This is a genomic window from Paenibacillus lacisediminis (genome assembly GCF_046567315.2).
Map to the genome: position 1 here is coordinate 419762 of NZ_JBKIAX020000001.1, position 19251 is coordinate 439012.

Annotated in this window: 10 protein-coding genes; 8 read left to right on the plus strand and 2 right to left on the minus strand. The window is 53.9% G+C overall.

The features are described 5' to 3' along the window. Positions 1 to 12 precede the first annotated feature (12 nt). Positions 13 to 1878, plus strand: coding sequence for a BglG family transcription antiterminator (locus tag ACLD72_RS01835; RefSeq protein ID WP_410994870.1), 1866 nt, complete (start codon positions 13 to 15; stop codon positions 1876 to 1878). A gap of 578 nt (positions 1879 to 2456) precedes the next feature. Here the strand turns inward: ACLD72_RS01835 and ACLD72_RS01840 are convergent. Beyond that, positions 2457 to 3725, minus strand: coding sequence for a helix-turn-helix domain-containing protein (locus ACLD72_RS01840; RefSeq protein ID WP_410994868.1), 1269 nt, complete (start codon positions 3723 to 3725; stop codon positions 2457 to 2459). A gap of 136 nt (positions 3726 to 3861) precedes the next feature. On the opposite strand from ACLD72_RS01840, the gene ACLD72_RS01845 reads away from it, so the two are divergent. From ACLD72_RS01845 to ACLD72_RS01865, 5 genes are all read left to right on the plus strand, one after another. Then, positions 3862 to 6132, plus strand: a complete 2271-nt coding sequence (locus ACLD72_RS01845; RefSeq protein ID WP_410994867.1) for a glycoside hydrolase family 3 C-terminal domain-containing protein — start codon at positions 3862 to 3864, stop codon at positions 6130 to 6132. Positions 6133 to 6561: 429 nt separating this feature from the next. Continuing rightward, complete coding sequence (locus tag ACLD72_RS01850; protein WP_410994866.1) at positions 6562 to 10539, plus strand: hypothetical protein; 3978 nt, start codon at positions 6562 to 6564, stop codon at positions 10537 to 10539. Between the two features lie 25 nt (positions 10540 to 10564). After that, positions 10565 to 13078, plus strand: a complete 2514-nt coding sequence (locus tag ACLD72_RS01855) for a Hint domain-containing homing endonuclease (RefSeq protein ID WP_410994864.1) — start codon at positions 10565 to 10567, stop codon at positions 13076 to 13078. Between the two features lie 529 nt (positions 13079 to 13607). Then, positions 13608 to 15122, plus strand: coding sequence for a peptide MFS transporter (locus ACLD72_RS01860; protein ID WP_410994863.1), 1515 nt, complete (start codon positions 13608 to 13610; stop codon positions 15120 to 15122). Next, a complete protein-coding gene (locus ACLD72_RS01865) occupies positions 15122 to 15334 on the plus strand; it encodes a hypothetical protein (RefSeq protein ID WP_410994862.1) in 213 nt (70 codons plus the stop codon). The genes ACLD72_RS01860 and ACLD72_RS01865 overlap by 1 nt, the downstream gene beginning before the upstream one ends. Positions 15335 to 15405: 71 nt before the next feature. Here the strand turns inward: ACLD72_RS01865 and ACLD72_RS01870 are convergent, their stop codons facing one another. Further along, complete coding sequence (locus ACLD72_RS01870; RefSeq protein WP_410994860.1) at positions 15406 to 16263, minus strand: helix-turn-helix domain-containing protein; 858 nt, start codon at positions 16261 to 16263, stop codon at positions 15406 to 15408. Between the two features lie 144 nt (positions 16264 to 16407). On the opposite strand from ACLD72_RS01870, the gene ACLD72_RS01875 reads away from it, so the two are divergent. Then, positions 16408 to 18696 (plus strand): beta-L-arabinofuranosidase domain-containing protein, encoded by a 2289-nt coding sequence (locus ACLD72_RS01875; RefSeq protein ID WP_410994858.1) that lies wholly within the window; start codon positions 16408 to 16410, stop codon positions 18694 to 18696. Between the two features lie 67 nt (positions 18697 to 18763). Next, positions 18764 to 18988, plus strand: a complete 225-nt coding sequence (locus ACLD72_RS01880; protein WP_410994857.1) for an aminopeptidase P family N-terminal domain-containing protein — start codon at positions 18764 to 18766, stop codon at positions 18986 to 18988. The last annotated feature ends 263 nt before the right edge of the window (positions 18989 to 19251 follow it).

Sequence of the window (19251 nt, forward strand, 5' to 3'; positions counted from 1 at the left end):
CGACACGTAAGGATGATCCAGGTGAACTTAACCGAAAAAGAAATGAACCTCTTAAAGCTGTTTCTGGGTAACGAGCAGCCGCTGGCACTCAAACAACTGATGCTCAGCTTAGACGTCAGCGACAAAACGCTGCGCAGCATGGTCCGGAAAATCAACGTATCCCTGCGGCAGTATGCAGCGGAAATCGCATTAATACGCGGCAGAGGATACGTGCTCGAAGGCGGGGACAAACCGGCGATCAAGCGGGCCGCCGAGGAGGCAGGGGCTTCAGAGCAGGCGCTGGCGGTGCAGGTGTTCCGTCTGATGATCGATCTGCCGGGTTATGTGACGATGGAGAACATCAGCGAGCGTTTCTATATCAGCAAAAGCAAGCTGAACGGCGTGCTCGGCAAAATGAAGGAGCAGATGAAGCCGTTTGGTCTTAGCCTCAAGGCCAAGCCGCACCACGGTATGAAAATCGCCGGCGAGGAGTTGGGCAAAAGGCTGGCGATCGCTTCGCTGCTGCATGAGGAACAGTATCTGCGGCCGGGTGAATTTCAAGCCGTCGAACGCATCGTAGTGGGTGAATTTCAAGCCCGCAGCATCCGGTGCTCGGACATCATGCTGGAGAATTTGATCTATCATATCAAAATCATGCTAAGACGCTGCGCCATCGGCCATGTCATCCTGCTGGAGAGGAGCGGCGGGTATGAGGACAGCCCCGATTTTCAACTGACGGACGCCATTCTCGGCGGTTTGGAGCGGGAACTCAAGCTAACGCTTCCGGTCTCCGAGAAGACGTACTTGTACTCGTATCTAATCGGCCAGATCAGTTCGATCAAACAGGATGCGTTAAAGGACACCCGGGTGAAGATCGAGATGATCATCGACGCGTTTCTGCAAAAGATCGAGCAGGTTTACGATGTGTCGCTATGGGATGACAGCCGGCTGCGCAGCGGGCTGGTGTTCCATTTGGAGCCTTTGATCGGCCGCCTGCACAACGACGTGCATTTGAAAAATCCGATTCTGCGGGAGATCAAGCAGCAGTTTCCGTTTGCTTTTAACCTGGCCGTGCTGCTGGCCGAAGAAATTCAGCGGATTTACCAGAAGAAGCTGATCGACGACGATATTGCCTACCTGACAATGCATATCGGTCTGGCGCTCGAGCGCGACGTCCAGAGGGGAAAAATCCAGTTTGACCGGATCGCCATCGTCTGCACGACGGGCCAGGGAACGGCGGAACTGCTTAAGTTTAAAATCGAGCATACGTTTCCTAACGCCCATTACGTCAAAACGTTTTCGCTGTTCAACAAAGAGGAGGTGGTGAAATTTGCCCCCGATATCGTCTTTTCCACCGTGCCGGTGGAGATCGGCGGCATTCCGGTGGAGATTATCAGCCCCTTTTTTACCGATGAAGATAAAGCGAAGCTTACGGTTTACCAGAAGCGGAAGGAAAAAGAGCGGCTGATCGGGCGGTATTTTTCCGAGGACTTGTTTTATGGGGCGTTATCCGCCGGGACGAAGCAGGAGGCGATCCATAAAATGTGCGCCCGCATCGCCGAAACCGGTATTACCCCGCCCGATTTCGAGGAACTGTGCCTGATCCGCGAAAATTTGGGCAGCACCGCTTTCGGTAATTTGATCGCGCTCGTGCATCCGATCGAGCTGTGCTCGGCGGTCACCAAAGTCGGCGTGGGCATCCTGAAGAAGCAGATCGACTGGGAGGGCGTCCCGGTGAAGGTCGTCTTCATGATCGCCCAGGCCAAAAGCAGCGAGGCGCGGGATTTGCTGCTGCTGATCCAGGAAATCGTCCATGATTCGTCCCTGATGATCCGGCTTTGCGAGGCCGAAATGTTTGGGGAGTTCAAGCGGATTTTGCTTAAGGACGCGGGGCGGTAAGGGTAGGACATATGGAAATCTAACGGTTGTACCAGTCGCTATTTTGCCAAAAAAGGCTCTTTGTAAATTCTAACGGTTGTGAACGTTGTTATTTGCCCTAATCCTAGCCCAAATAGCCGAGTTTTAACGAAATAAGCGCCATGGCAACCGTTACAATTTGAAATCGATGTTATTGGAGCAAATAGCCGTTGTGGCAACCGTTAGAATAAATACGCAACATCAAAATAGGAGCCCGCCGATCAGTCGGCGGTGCTTTTTTGTGTTGCGCAGAGAGAACTTGTTAAAACCAAGCTACCTAAGAACCTCCAGCAAAAATAAGTACAAAAAATGGCGTTATCCCGGCGGTATCCATCCATTTGAGAGAAATAGAGGAAATTTATGCCGCTATTTTCCCGCGCCGCAAGGAAATGTCCATGTTCTGGACCATTCATAAGAAAATAAGTACATAAAATGCCGCTAATGGGGATGAACATGCCTGGCTTCGGATCATAAGTCCATAAAGTTCCGCTATTTGCGAGGACGGAAGCATTTTGAAGACGTGGCAGTTGGCAGGGCGTCAACGCTTTGCTTTTGTAGGGTCACTTGCCCGGGGCGGCGGTTCCGAGCCGGCGGTGCCGGTATTGTTTTGGCGTTACGCCGGCGTATTTTTTGAACACTTTGGTAAAATAGCTCTGGTCGTGAAACAGCAGCCGGGCAGAGATGTCGGAGAGGGAGTTGGCGGACAAGGACAACAGTTGTTTCGCTTCCTCCACCCGCTGCCGTTGAATATATTTGGTCATGCTGATGCCCGTTTCCCGCCGGAACAGCCGGGAGAGGTGGACGGCGCTGACACCGGAAACCTTCGCCAAAACCGGCAGGGAAAGCTCCTCGTACAAATGGTCGAAAATGTAGCGCTGGCAAACCGCAATCGGCCGGGATACGCGCTGATCCAGGCCGCGCTTTACCCCGTCGGCGAAGTCGCCCAAGGCGGCTTGCAGTGCGCTTTCCACTTTGCTGACCTCCCCAAGCTCCTCGATATGCTGAATATGCATATCGCTCAAAGTGTAAGCTTCCTCAGGAAACATGCCGCCTTCCATAGCCGCCCGCGTCGCCAGCGTGATGACGGTGATGGCGATGTTTTTTTGGTGCCGCAGCGGGCTGCGCCGGGACAAAATGCCCACCCCCTGGTCCGCGAGGGCGGCGAAGGCCCGAAACAGCTCTTTTTTGTTCCCGTGTTGGATGTGCTTCAGAAACAGCTTTTCGGTGTCCGGCGAATGGTGGTAGACACCCGCTTCCCGGGTGCCGGAAAGACGGAGAGAAGCTAGGGCGGCCGGTTTCATGGCGGACCGCTCATCCACAGGTTCGGACGCATCGATCAAATCGTCCGGATCCAGGGATTGCCCGGTAAGCCATTCATGGACGAGCAGCCCAGCGTACAGCAGCCGGCTCTTGTCGATCACGGGCAGATTTCGGTAATAAGCGATCCAGGCGGGGCGCTGCCGCTGCGGGATCTTGAGATCCTGCAGCAGTCCGGCCAGCAACTCCTCCGGCCAAGCCGCCGAAACCACCGGACCGATCATGATCCACCCGCTGGCCAACTCCTCTTCTGCTCCAGTGGAGACGAGGAGGAAGTTTTCCAGGAAAGGGGTAGAATGCAGCATCGGAACGGCGGTGGGGGAGAGTTCGCCGATCCAGCCTTCGACCTGCTCCTGCAGGCTGCCGTATCTTGGATTTACCGGGAACGTGTCCGGGCGGCAGCTTTGGATCAGGCCCGCTTGATCCGTGCGGATAAGGGGCAGCAAGGTTGCTTCATAAAGCAAGCGGCAGAAGTGGTCCAAGCGATCTTCGTGCTCCGGCCGTCCAGTCATAATCATCCTCCTGACAGGTTAAATAAATACTATAATTGCAAAAATTATACCATAATGGACGAAAGAATGTCCTTTAGAATAAAGGCAACGCGTATTGAAAGCGATACCAATCCATGAGGGAGAGTGCGTGCAACCTATGAAACCGAATATCAAGGACATCATCGCCAAGCTGACTTTGGAAGAAAAAGCGGGCCTGTGCTCCGGCCTGGATTTTTGGCATACGAAAGGCGTGGAGCGTTTGGGGATTCCATCCGTCATGATGACGGACGGCCCGCACGGCTTGCGTAAACAAAGCGCCTCCGCCGATCACCTTGGCCTCAATGACAGCGTACCGGCCACTTGCTTCCCGTCGGCCGCCGGACTGGCTGCGTCATGGAACCGCGACTTGATCCGCAGCGTCGGCGAAGCGCTGGGCAAGGAATGCCAGGCGGAAGGGGTGGCCATGCTGCTGGGACCGGGGGCGAATATTAAGCGCTCGCCGCTGTGCGGGCGGAACTTCGAGTATTTTTCCGAGGACCCTTATCTGTCTTCCGAAATGGCCGCCCACCATATACAGGGGGTGCAAAGCCAGGGCGTGGGCACCTCGCTGAAGCATTTTGCCGTCAACAACCAGGAGCATCGCCGAATGTCTACGGATGCGGTAGTGGACGAGCGGACTTTGCATGAAATTTATTTGCGGAGCTTCGAAGGGGCGGTTGTGCAGTCCCAGCCGTGGAGCGTCATGTGTTCCTACAACCGGGTGAACGGGGAATACGCTTCGGAAAATCATGATTTGTTAACGAAAATTTTACGTGAAAAATGGGGCTTTGAAGGCTTCGTCGTGTCCGATTGGGGAGCGGTCAACGAACGGGCCCGCGGGCTGGCCGCCGGACTTGAGTTGGAGATGCCGTCCAGCGGCGGCGCGGGAGACGCCAAAATCGTCCAGGCCGTCCAAAACGGCAGCTTGTCCGAAGCGGTGTTGGACCAGGCGGTGGAACGGATTCTTTCCTTTATATTCAAGGCGGCCGAAAACCGCAAAGAGCAGGCGGCTTTCGATGCGGAGGAGCATCACCGGCTGGCTCGGATCGCGGCCCAGGAGAGCATGGTGCTGCTGAAAAATGAGGGTGGCATTCTACCGCTGCGCAAGGCGGGAACGATCGCCGTGATCGGCGAATTCGCCGAAAAGCCCCGCTATCAGGGGGGCGGAAGCTCGCACGTCAACCCGACACGCCTGGATCTGGCCTTGGACGAGTTGACCAAAGCGGCGGGCGGCAGCGCGAAAATTGTGTATGCCCAAGGCTTCGAGCTGGAGCGGGACGACGTCAACGCTGAACTGCTGCGCGATGCGGCCGATAAGGCGGCGAATGCGGACGCGGCGGTGCTGTTTATCGGCCTGCCGGACCGCTACGAATCGGAAGGCTACGACCGCACGCATTTGCGGCTGCCGGCCAACCAGGTCGCGGTGCTGGAGGCGGTAGCCGCAGCGCAGCCTAATCTGGTCGTGGTGCTGAGCAACGGCTCGCCGGTGGAAATGCCGTGGATCGGCAAGGCCAAGGCCGTTCTGGAAGGGTATTTGGGCGGCCAAGCGGCGGGCGGCGCCGTGGCCGATGTCCTGTTCGGCGATGCGAACCCGAGCGGCAAGCTGGCGGAAACGTTCCCCGTGCGGCTGGAGGACAATCCTTCCTACCTGTTTTTCCCCGGCGAGGGCGACCGCGTGGAATACCGGGAGGGCATTTTCGTCGGCTACCGGTATTATGACACCAAACGCGTGGAGCCGCTGTTTCCGTTCGGTCACGGCCTGAGCTATACCGCGTTCGAATACGGCGATCTGAAGCTGGATAAAAACCGGATACGGGACGATGAAAAAGTCGCGGTCAGTCTGAAAGTCACCAATACCGGGGATCGGGCGGGCAAGGAAATCGTTCAGCTCTACGTCCGGGACGCCCGAAGCAGTGTCATCCGGCCGGACAAAGAGTTGAAGGGCTTCTGCAAGGTGGAGCTGCAGCCGGGAGAAACGAAGACGATCACTTTCGAGCTGGATAAAAACGCGTTTGCCTACTACAATGCCACGCTGAAGGATTGGCATGCCGAGTCCGGGGAATACCGGATTCTCATCGGCAAGTCGTCCCGGGACATCGTGCTTGAAGCGGCGGTTGAAGTCGTTTCCACGACAACGCTGCCCGTCGTCTATACGGCCAATTCGCTGATCGGCGACCTGATGGAACAGGCCTCCACCCGGGAGATCGGCAAGGAATTGATGGCGGCCACCGGACTGCTTGGTGCGAGCGAAGACGAGCCGGATGATATGATGCTGGCGCTGATGAAATACATGCCGCTGCGCGGCGCCGTCGCGTTCAGCCAGGGCAAGTTTACGGACGCGATGTTGTCCGAACTGCTGGAACGGCTGAACGGAGGCGCAGGAGCCTAGGGGCGGATGGAATAACGGAAATAAAAAGGCGCTAGTTTCGCGGAAGTAATGGACTTTCCGCGAGACTAGCGTCTTTTTTTCACCGAGCTTGGCGGCTAAAGGACTCCAGAAGCGCTATTTGCGGCAAAACGAAGCTGCCAAAATTTTAACGGACTGAGATGCCGTTATTTACCACAAATTGGCCTGAGTGAGCTCGTTTAGAGCGAAATAAGGTCAACTGGGTCCGTTAGGCTGGGAAATACCCGGGAAATGGGCGGATAGGGTCGCTGGTGTCCGTTAGAGGCTTGGCATAGGAACTCGGCACAGAAACTCGGCACTCGGCAAATAATTAAAATTTCAAATGAAGGAATTTTAATTAAATTGCAGAAATAAACAATTGAGCTATTTAATAGGAGGCTCAGATCGCTTTTAATCCAAGGAGGAATATGGATGTCCGTTGATACGAAGTCTGCTCCCGAGATTTCCGCACTGATTAAGCCTACCCCCGAAATGCTGGCCTCGCGCCGGGCCCAAGTCAAGCAGATGTATCCTCATGCCCGCGTCTTTACGCTGGATCATCTGGAGCCGGTGCTGCAGGCCGAAACGCATACCGCGCTGCTTGCAGCCGCCCCCAAAACGATTACGTTAGTGACTCCCGATCATGATGACTACGCAAAGGATCAACTGTACGTCGGCCATGTGCCGATTGCGCGGAGCAATTGGAATTACGATCCGGTCATGTGTGTGCTTACGTTCCGTCAAGGCAGCGGCACCGATCATCTGAGCGGAGAATTCCGGCTTGTCCGGGACCGCACTTCCGGTTACGGCGCACTGCAGGTCGGCGCGGCGGCGTTTGCCGCCGAGTTTCATGCCAAGCCCGTGACGTACACGATGAAAACAGGGCTGGATGCGGCTTATGCGGCTGGGGACAATCTGGCTCCGCAATTGAAATGGGATAAAAATTCAACGCGTTGGACCGAGGCCGCGTGGACTGGATCGACCATGACATTAACCTATGGAATCATCAAAGAGGGCAGTATTGCCGGACAAGATGTCTACTATGTTTCCTGCGTGTTCACGGATACCGACACCAATGAAACCTGGGATCCGGGCTACGGCAATTATTCCGCCTACATGACCTCTGATTTTGTTCTGAACTTCGCCTTGAACAACGGCGTCACCCCTCAACCTGACCCCTCCAACCCATTCGCCAAGTTCAAAAGCACGCGGTTTCCGTATATTTTTACCGCCAAGCTGGATGCTTTTGCGCAGCATTTTGCCGGTTCCATGCTGTGCGGACAACGCAATTTGGAAGGCAGCGTCTACGGCGTACAGGGCGTTTACGATCATTCCGCGCAGAACGGGATGTACGAGCTTCGTCATGACGGCATGCCGGAAGGGACTGGGAGCCATCTCATCGGGCTTCATGGCGGAAGCCTGGTCATCGATCAAGAGCCGGTGGAGAATACCGTCCAGACAGGCAATCGCATCGAATGGAGCGGATTGCCGGCCGATTTGATGGCCAAAACCGGGCTGCCGGAATCCGGCTACTTCAAGCTTAGCGCGGATGGCAGCGCGATTGAGGACGGGGTGAACGGCGCGCAGGGGCAGCGCGTATCTCCCGATGAAGCCGTGGAGATGGCGCAGAATATCGGTCATCTTCCGGCATTGCAGGCCGTGCTTCAGCGTGCGGCTTCTCCCGCTGTGGCGGCCGCGGACACCAGCCTGAATTTTATGGATCTCGTCAATATGGACCAGTTCGCGCGCGACGAGAAAGGCGGGTGGTATGATGCCGTGCAGCAGGATTCGATGGAAGACTTCTATTCCGTGGTGCTGTACAACATGGATGATGCCATGCGCAAGCAATTTGTGACGCCGAATCCGCCGGACCTTGATCCGACCGTCAAGGGGATCGCGGGATTGAAGGGCAGCAAAGGTACGAATCCGGCCGATTGGTACAACACGCTTAGCACCGCATATCTGACGAGCTTGCTGTCCAAAACGCAAAACGATCCGGCCGCAAAATATCTCAACGCCAGAAGGGCGGACAAATGGCTGCGGAAGCAGACGGGCCTTAGCGATGTGTTCTCCGTGCAAGGGCCGGCGCTGTACAATAACCGTTGGCTTCAGAAGTTCCCCCAAACCACAGCGTTTAAAAAGGATCAATTGGCGAACAAAGCGAAATACGCGCCGCTGATCGATCAGGATCTGGCCGCGTGGAAGCAGCAAATGAAGGATTCCGTGGAAGCGACGGATAGCCAGATGGCCGACCTGATGAAGACGCTAGACGAGATTGGGACCAAAGCGAAAGAAGGGAACTACTGGACTTATGTGGTGTTCAAATATGCGACCAATCCCGCGTTTCTGAACATGCTGCAAACGATCTCGTTCAACCCGGACGGCGTGGACGGCTCAGAGTTTATGCGCCGGGTGCAGCGTACGTCGGCGGTGCTGAATGTACTGGATGAGAGTTCTTTTTTTACCAAACAATTCGTCTATATCATTCAAATGTTCCAGACCGCAAACATCCTTCCCCAACTGATCGATTATTCCGGCAATCTGGAGGATTACAGCTACGCCGTCAACGCCATCATCACCAAGTTTATCGAGACGTATCTGAACGGCACGGACCCGGATATGCAAAAAGCGGCGGAGGCGTTCTCCAAGCTGCAGGAACAGAAATTGGTCAGCGATCTGCTCTTGCTGTTCCAACAGACCTCCGTCCATTCGGGGGGATTGTACAATTGGGGACAACTCATGTCCAATTTCGAGAGCAAAGTGGCCCAGTTCTTCGGCAACAACATCCCGAGGATGGCGGTGCTGGGGGTTGGTATGGCCGCGGTGGCGTACGGGATCGTCGGATTTGCGACCGGCCAGATCAAATGGAACGATCTTCCTTGGCAGCAGCAGGCCAGTATCGTGATGATCGGCGTCGGCGTGCTTGCGCAGATGATCGTGCTGGTGGTGCGTCGGGCCGTGGCGGTCAGCGTCCTGTTCAGCGCCAACAGCGGCTTCACCCAGGCGCTGCGGCTGTTTTTCTCGCCGAAGCTGCTCGGCGAGGCACAGATGCAGGCGACCTCCGGCTTCCGCCGCTGGCTGCTTAGCGATGGAGGCGTCCCGCAGGTGAGCCAGGGCTTCGATGAGTTCGGCATCGCCGCGATGGTGGCGCGCGTGGAGACCGAAGCGGATATCGCCGCGAGCTCCGGGGCGGTGCGATGGTTATTCGGGCGCAATATGAACGAGTTTATCGCCACGCGGATCGGGGCGATCATGGCGGTGGCGGGCCTGGTGTACAGCGCCATCTCGCTGCATGACGCGCTGAGCTCCGCACATCCGAACGACCTGGAGGTTGCCGCAAACGCGCTGTTCGTCGCGGCCGCCGCGCTGGAGGTCATCGCGGTCGGCGGGGCCTGGATCGCCGGGGGCCTGGGCGTGGCCTCGTCCGCAATCGTCGGGGGGCTTACGGTCGGCGCGTTTTTCTCGATTTTAAGCGGCATCGCCATCCTGGCGATGATCGCGGGGGCGATCCTGCTGCTCGTGTTCCTGTCCCAGCCGCAGCCTTCGCCGATCGAAGAATTCGCCAAAAAGCAGGCCAAAGCCGCCGGATACTACATGCCATACGGCACTGAGATCGACTATTTTGCGATTTTCCAGCCGGACACCGGTCCGCAGTTGGCGGGCCTCTCGCTCCTTGTCGGCGGCGGTCCCGCCAGTCTGCAGATGAAAACGGACGGCAGCGTAAGCATCGGGGTGATGGATCATACCGCCGCCACCGCTTTTTATCTCGAAGTCGATGAGTTCGGGCGGGCGTCGTTCGTCGCTCCGCTGACCGACGAGAACGGGCAAGCCGCTTCCCGGGTGCTGACCTTGAACGAGCAAGGGCTGGTGGTCGCGGCCGCGTCCATCAGCGATCCGCAGAAAATCGGTCAGCAGCAGTGGTATGCCGAGGTGCAATCCGCTCCGGCGCTGGATGCCAAAGGGCGGCTCGTATCGGCGAAGTTTGCGCTTTATGCGAAGGCAGCGGATAGCAATGGTTCCGTGGAGAAGCGTTACCTTGCCGTGACGGGTGGGGTGGACGTCGTAACGAGTCCGGAACCGTACGCTTGGACGCTGCAAATGGTTTCTACAGGGCCGCAAGGACTGCACATGTCGGATATCGAGTTAAAAACGTACAACAAGGATGTGGCCAAAAACCCGGCCTTGATCATGCCGGGGAGCTCGCCGCGAAGCTGGAGCGTAACGCCAAGCTTGCCGGACTTTATGACATTTGATGCGTCGACCGGTACGGTTGCCCAGAAACTGGGTGTGGTGCCGCCCGTGTACGAGCGAACGGCTTTTACGCTCAGCGTCAGCAATGCGGTCGGAAGCGCGAGCACGATGTTTAACCTGTCGGTGGTGAAACCGCCGCAGCCGGCTCCATCCCTATAGCTTATCCGGAAAAAGGAGGATGAATATGTCCAGTTCTTCCGCAACGACTCAACCCCGTTTATTTGGGGACACCGATTTGGACCGGGCCGTAGAGCGGCTATTTGCCGCCCTGCCGAATCTGGGGACGAACGAAACCGGCGCGATGGCCCGGCGCGTTTTGGTAAACCGCATGAAAGGGGCGACGCCGGGGCGGGCAACGACGCCGTATATCGGGGTGCAGGGGAAGAAGTTTATCGATATTTTTTTTCCACATTATTCGCCAATGGATTATCAAGGCTCCGTGACCAACGTGACCGGGCTGCGGGACGATTTCTGGTCAGGGCTTAGCGTGGCGGTGCTCTGTGATGCGATGTGGAACATCACTTCGGATCTTCGTCCCCAACTGCGGATTGAGCGGATTCGCCAAACCATCGCCGCGTCCATGAACCGGATTTATGGATCGGCCACATCGTGGTACACGTACATGCTCTATCAGATCGGCGTGCGGAGCGAGCTGGCGGCGATTCCGGTTAGCCGTTATCCTGAAGCCGTAACGATATACGTTAACGCGCTGCGGAATCCGGCTTGGATTCAGGCCAAAATCGTGCAGTACGAAAGCGGCAACTGGGCGAACCGGGACTGGGAACTGTACCATCATTGGGTGAAGCTGGCCGCTTTGGGGGCGCTCGATCCGGTGATCGACGAAACGATACAATATCTCGTGTCGCGGCAGCTGCCCGTTCCGGATGAAGTTCGCTCGGGCGCATGGCGAACCTACCGTCGCTGGATGAGCGGGGACATCGGCTGGGGCGACATCCGCGGAGAGGCGACAGCGGGCATTCTGCAGGAGGAATGTTATGTTTATGGCGGAGTTCCGTCATGTATGAAAGAGAGCAACTCGTTCGAATTCACCGCCAACTCCCAACCCGGCAATACCTATAGACAGACGCCCAGCAGCAGCTGTTTTGAACGGGGAACGCTGGTTCTGATGGCCGATGGGTCCAGGCGGCCGATTGAGGAGGTAAAGTTGGGCCAAACCGTGATGACGCCGGACGGGCCGAAACCCGTTTTGCTGGTTTCAACACCGCTTAGAGCCCGCCGGCAGTTGTATCGATTCGAAAATTGCGGGTTCCGGTTTGCGGCCACGCATCCGTTCGTGAACTATCGGTCCCTTCGGGACAGCACCCAGCCAACATATCTGTGCGCCGATCCGCTGGCCTTGATCAACACGGTGCCCACGTTGTCGTCATTTGGCGTTGCTTCGCTGCGGGAAGCAGAGGGAGAGCTGTGCAGGTATGCCGAAGGTGGCGGTATTTCCGGGCTGCCCGTTCCGCCGATCACAGGCAGCACGGATGAGGATGAATCCGAAGTGTTATATGACCTGATTGTCGATTTCAGCCCTTCCGGACGGTCGGAATATTTTGCCGGTGATGTCAACCTGATGGTCTTGGCCAGTTCCGAGATTCCCAGGTTCAACAGTTCGCCGGAAGGTTCGCATGCCATACTTGCGATGCTGCAAGGTTCCGCCGATGCGGTGCTGAAAGCGATGGAGCCGGTCCCTGACCAGGATTTCGCCGATGTACTGCACGTGGCGCTAACGGCGGTATCGCAGGGATTGCTGCCCGCAGTATTGCATGAATTGCAGTGCGAAGCGAGCGGGGAAACGGGTAATGGAGTTCCTGGCAATTCTCAGGCAGCAGCCTCCGCGGATACGGCTCTAGAAGCCCGGGAGGAGCTGAACGTGCTAAACGCGCTGGAAGCAAGGGTCATGGATACACTGGAGACGAAGGTCCTGGATGCGCTGGGTTATTTTGCGGAGGGAGATGGACCGGATTCCGTATATAACGGCAGGATGGGGACCTTGTATGATCTGCTGGCGGCGCAGTTCGGCATGCCGTTTATCGCGGCCATCGATCTGGGCTGGCGGAATATGACGAAGCTGGACGAGGCGTTGGCCACGATGCTGGCGGTAACCGTGTACGCGCTTGAGCTGGATGGCGCTTTCCGGCTGCCGCAGGGTGTTCCGCTTGAGCTCCGGTGTACGCTATCCAGTGGCGGGGCGGGGTCCGGGTCCGGGGCAAGTTTCGAAAACGCGCTGCCGGGTTTTAAGGCCAGCGATGTTTTTTGCCATACGTTCGACCAGTCCATCTATTTCGATATGTGGAGACCGCCAGCGGATGACGCACCGTGGAACCTCCGATTTCAACTGGTCGACGGTTCCACGGGCGAGCCCGCCGGGGCTACCGGCTTGCTGCCGCTGCCAAATTCGCTCGGGGATGAACTGCGTGTGATGAAAGCCCTGGTCCAAGGAAAAGACGGAAATCCCTGCGGCCAGATCACCTTTGACGCGCGCCCGCTAAACGATCTGCTGTACGCCCGGGAAACCGCGGCCAGAGGAGAGTGGACGCCGGAGAAGAAACATATCCTGGCCGCTGCCTTTGGCCCTAAAGCTGCGGAATATCTGAAGCGGAACATATCTTCCGCGCTCTTGTTATTCGGGAATAACGCCAATGCACAAGCCGGACGGATTTTTCCGCCGCTACCTACTCCCAAAAGTTAAACGGTTTATGCTGAAGGCCAGGAAATTATTAAATATCGGGCGAGCCAACTGCAAAAGTACATTTGATTTCTCTTGAAATTCCGTTTTTGAGCGATTGAAATGCAAAAGTGCATTTGTTTTGGGGCTGTGGGAAAAAAAGTAGCTTTTAGCCGGAAATGAACTGCAGTTTTGCATTCGGTGAGCCATTTTCGGGGGATTTCGACGAAACTCGCATGCACTTTTGCCTTTGACCACCACTTTTCAAGGGCATTCTGGTGAAACCCGCCTGCACTTTCCCCACGGCGTTTCGCAGGACTTCGCATCACCTGTATCCGTTTAGTACTTTAAACTATGTAGAAATTCTGACAAGGACCTCGCCAGCGGCGGGTCTTTTTCATCTCTATTGCGACGCCCCCCAATCCCCCACTTTTCGCCTCCCAGGTAACAAATGTCCACCTATCCCAACTTTACGCTACCGTTTTGAAATAGGGAATCTGCTATATTTTTAAGTGAAAACGGTAACATACTACTCACGAAAGAAGGAACTACGATGAGCGACGAGTTGCGGCAGGGGCCTGATTCCAACAAAACGAGGCTGGAGGAAGTGCTTGACGACAGAAAGTTTTTTGGGCATCCAAAGGGAGTGGGAGCTCTGGCGGCGGGTAATTTTTTTAATTCATTCGCCTGGGGAGCGCTGTATGCGATTTTAATTTACTATCTCTATTCTCCGTATACGCATGGCCTAGGATTTACGCAAGGTCAGGCCGCGTCTATGGTTACGGCGATGGGCGCGTGTAATTCCATCTTCGTTATATTGGGAAGCTGGCTGGCGGACCGGGTGCTGGGCATGCGCAAAGCCTTGATCATCGGGAACATCGTCAAAGGGACGGCCTTCGGGCTTTTGGCCATTCCGGCCTTCACCCTTACCCAAGGCAGGATTTTTGCCATCATCGGCTTGTTTTTGATGTCCCTTCCCATTATGGGGGCGAGCAATGCCTCGCTGACCGGTCAATTGTACCGTAAAAACGATAATGGCAGACGCGACGCCGCCTTTACGATTCATACCATAGGCAACAATATCGCCGGCCTGATCGCTCCGGTATTGGTCGCTCAAATCGGCATGAAAAACTACCACGTTGGCTTTCTGATCGCTGCCGTGGCCGCGTTTCTCTATGGCGCCGTGATCTTTTTCACCCAACACAAGTTTTTTGGCCCCCTGGGTGAAAAGCCGATCAAACCGCTGGAGCCAGGGAAGTTCGGAAAAATGTTTGTCCGGTTTATGCTGGTTCTGATTGCGGTTATCGGCATTATTGTCGCTTTGGTGCTGACCAAAGTTATTTCCTTCCAGGGCGTGTTGAATATTATTACTTCAGCGACCTTTATTATACCGATCGTCTTCCTGGCCAATTTGCTGAGTAAAAAAGACTTAACAGCTGTAGATCGAAGAAGAATGAAACCTTTCCTCAAATTGTTTGCGGCGCAAATCGTGATGGCGCTCTGCGGAGTTATGTTGACCTCGATGGTGGCTATTTTCATCGACCAGAAAATCGACCGCCACATTTTCGGCATTGAGGTCGCTCCCGGATCGGTAGGGACCATTTACACCGTGTTAGGGTTGGTGCTGGCCCCGGTTTTTGTATGGCTTTGGACCAAGACGCGCGCAACCCATATTCGGACGACGTATAAATACGGCTTGGGCATCCTTTTTACGGCGCTTGGCTACGGCTTATTAACCATCCCGATTGTTCTGTTTAAGGACCAGGCGCCGTACAGCTTGCTGTGGATGGTGTTTTACTACCTGTTCCTGACCTTTTCGGACAATTTGGTCGGGCCGATCGGTTTATCTTTTGTGGTTAAATTGTCGCCGGACGCCTATCATACCCAGATGCAGACCGCTTGGGGACAAGCGGGTACGATTGGGAACGGCATCGCCTTAGTTTTGTTCAACTTTTATCAGACGGCGGATCAGCAAGTGAATTTGTTCCCGATCATGACCGCGCTGCTAGTGGTGACGGCTTTGTTCATCTTTGTGTTCTCCAAAAATATCGAGAAGGATATGGTCTAATGCCCATCGTCTATCATGAAAAGTCCCGGCAATTTCATTTATATAATGGTGAAATCAGTTATATTTTTGGCATCATGCCCAATCATCAGCCGGGACATTTGTATTACGGCAAAAAAATCCGCGACCGCGAGGACTTTTCACATCTGCTGGAACTGGGCTTCCGCGATATGTCCCCCTGTGTGTCCAGACTGTTTATTCTGGAAGCGGAATAAACCCCTAAGGTAGTATAACAGGGCTGCACCGATGGGGCAGCCTTATTTTAAGTGGACTTTATGACAGCAAATCATTTCTTGTTATAGTGCTTGCAATAAAAAGTTTTGCGGTACTCTGTGGGGGTGACATTCACATATTTTTTAAACAGGCGCATGAAATATTTCGAATCCTCATACCCGACTTCGGAGGCGATTTCAATAATGCTTAGGTCGGTTTCGGTCAACAATTCTTTCGCGTGCTTCAGCCTGAATTTGATAATCTGTTCCGAAATTCCGATTCCCGTGTTTTCCTTGTAAATTCTCGACAAATAGTTTTTGTTGTATTTGAAATGATCGGCGATTTGTTCGAGCGTGATGTCTTCAAAGGCATGGATGCGGATCCAGTCCTGAATCGGCTGCAGCCGGTTGCCGTGAGACGCTTTTTGGATCAGATAACTCTTGATTTCCGCGGTCAATTCATATAAAAGGCAGGTTAAATAGGCGTCTAAGTAGCTCCTCGGTTTCTTTTCCTGATATAAATCAAGCAGTTGGTTGAACATGACATGAAAACGCCGGGAGTCTATTTTGTTGGTGTATATGGGCAAAATGATCATCTCGTCCGGGTCTTTTTCGTTGATTTTCCGGATGACTTCCTCTTCGGTTTTAGGACCCAAATGGGCCCCCGAAAAATGCAGCCAGTGAAATTTCAGGCGGCCTTCGCAAACCTTAAGCCCACGGTGAAACGTGTGCGGGGGTATGAGCAGAATCTCTCCCGCTTCAATGGCGTAGGGAACATGGTTGCTTTCGATATACAGGGTCGAATCGACAGGACAGATGATCTCATAACTATCGATGACCCTTTCTTTGTGGATCCAGGGTTGATTGGTAAGAAAGGTGCCCGCGGACAAAAAGGCCGCCTGTTCCGAATATTTTTCATCAACAAAGTACATGCTGCCAACGCCTCCAATTTCGAACTCGGATATATAGTAAATATAATCCACCTATTCTTTTTTTGAACTACTTACTTCAAAAATGTTTTCTTGTAACATGAATGGTGTGAAAGCGATTAAAAGCTTAGTTTAGGGGGAAAGCCGATGTCAAGTAAACGGAGTGATCTGGAAATCGTTCAAGAGGATATGGAAGCCCTGCATCTGGGCAATTTGAAGACGGTGGAGTTCGATATTCATTTGCCGCACGAAGGTAAAAACGGCTCCCAAATTACTTGGGTGTCGAAAGATGACCGTTGGATCGACGGTTCCGGGAAAGTGCACCAGCCCGAGTACGGGAAGGGGGATCGGGTCGTTCCGGTTACCGCTACCTTTCAGTATGGAGAGGCCAGCCTCCAGAAGGTTTTTGAAGTGACGATCTTGGAGGAGAAAAATAAAATCCAGGTCGATAAGATCTTTCCGATCGTGATCAAGCAGGAGCCAAACCAGGAATTTTATTTGCCTTCCGCCGTCTCGATTCAAACCGTAAGCGGGGATGTGCTTGCTCATTCCGTGACCTGGCATGGGGGAGAAAAACGTGTGTTTTCGGAAAACGGGGAGTACAATGCTGCCGGTCACCTGACGGATACGCTGTATGAGGTGGAAGCGGTTATTCTCATCGAGAACGGAAACAACAAAATTGCAAAATTGAGCCATACAAAACTTCAACTGCACCCCATCCCGGTCCGGAACGTGCGTCTTCAAGGTCCTTCCTTGCTCAAAACCGCGCAGGATCGGAGATTGCAGTTTCTACTTTCGGTCAATGATGACCAGATGCTCTACAATTTTCGCCAAGCCGCCGGCTTGGATACGTTAAACGCGCCGGCCATGACCGGCTGGGATGCGGATGACAGCTTGCTGAAAGGGCACACCACCGGGCATTATCTCTCCGCCCTGGCGTTATGTTATGCAGCATCCGGCAATGAACAGATTCATCAGAAGCTGGCTTACATGATCGCAGAGTTATACAAAGTGCAGTTGGCTTTTGAGGCGGATGATCGCTATCACTATGGATTTCTAAGCGCTTATTCCGAAGAACAGTTTGATTTGCTGGAAAAATATACGCGATATCCGGCAATCTGGGCTCCTTATTACACCTTGCATAAAATTTTGGCCGGTTTGCTGGATAGTTATCAGTTCGCGGGCATTGAACCAGCGCTAACTATTGCCGACAAAATAGGGGACTGGATTTACAACCGGTTAAGCGTACTGCCGCATGAGCAATTGAAAAAAATGTGGGGCATGTATATCGCCGGCGAATTTGGCGGCATCAACGAATCGCTGGCCGAATTGTACACATATACGCATAAGGAACACCATATTGCCGCCGCAAAGCTGTTCGATAATGATCGCCTGTTTTTTCCGATGCAACAACAAGTGGACGCTTTGGGCGCGCTGCATGCCAACCAGCATATCCCGCAAGTCGTCGGGGCCTTCAAAATTTTCGAAGCTACGGGAGAGCAAAAATATTACGATATCGCCAAGTTTTTCTGGGAATCGGTGGTGAATGCGCATATTTACTCCATCGGCGGAACCGGGGAAGGGGAAATGTTTAAGCAGCCGCACAAAATCGGCGCCCATCTGACCGAACATACGGCGGAGACCTGCGCTTCGTACAATATGCTGAAACTGACCAAGCAGCTATTTGGGGTTGAGAAGGACGTAAAGTACATGGATTATTATGAGCTAACGATGCTCAACCATATCCTTTCCTCGACGGATCATGAGTACCTGGGCGCCAGCACCTACTTTATGCCGACCAGCCCCGGCGGACAAAAAGGATTTGATGAGGAGAACTCCTGCTGCCACGGGACGGGATTGGAAAACCACTTCAAATATGCCGAGGCGATTTATTTTGAGGATGCCGATTCCTTATATGTCAATCTGTTCGTTTCGTCGGAATTAAACGATGAGGATAAGGGTGTGCAGGTGGTACAATCCGTGCCCGAGATGTTTGGCGGCGAAATCGAGCTTCACATTGAAAGTTTGGCGCGAGCGAATTTAAAAGTCCGTAAACCTTATTGGCATGAAGGTGAGGTTAAAGTCTTTGTGAACCAGGCGGAAGTGACAGCAGCGGAAGAAAACGGTTATATCGTCCTGTCGCAAAAATGGGGCAAAGGGGACAAAATAACTATCAAGTTTGCACCACGGTTGCGTTTAGAATATACGCCGGATCAAGCTGACGTTGCTTCTTTGGCCTTCGGACCCTATATCCTGGCTGCGGTCTCGGAGCAAAAGGATTATTTTGAACTGCCGGTAAGCGAGGGGAATCTTGCTGAAAAGTTTGCGCGGGTAGCCGGTTCCAATCGTTTTATCTATAAAGATCAGCAGCTTGAATTTGCGCCGTTGGCTGAGCTGAACCATGAGCACTACCATTTATATATCAAGACCATTTAATCGGAGACGGGGAGGATAACGTAAATTCCTCCCTTTTTCCGTGTAACGAAGGGGATGACGAGAGACCATGAAACGCATCGAACGTTTACTGAAGAAAATGGCTGAAGAAAACCTGCCGGCCATGTACGTAAGTAATCCGAAAAATGTCCGTTATCTGTGCGGGTTTACGGGGGAGGATTCCGCGTTGCTCCTTACCGAAAACGCCGTATTTTTCCTTACCGACAAACGTTATGTGGAACAGGCCCGGGGAGAATTAAACAACCCGATTCAGATTGTGTGCTGGACTCAATAGGGCATCGGCGGAGTGAGGATTGAGGATGATGTACTGGTAGGCAAAGAGAAAAGCCGGGTGTTAACAAGATCTCCAAAGCGGGATTTGATCATATTACCATTTTTTGCCTGAGTTTATTCTAAAAAACTCAACTTTCGCAAAGCAAAAATCAGCTTGAGTCCTTGAGCAGAAGGTTTTCAAAGAATTAAGATAGTGAAAACCGATCGTGGCAAGAAACACGGAGGGGGGGCGGCGGATCAACACTCGCTGTCCGGAGACTTTGC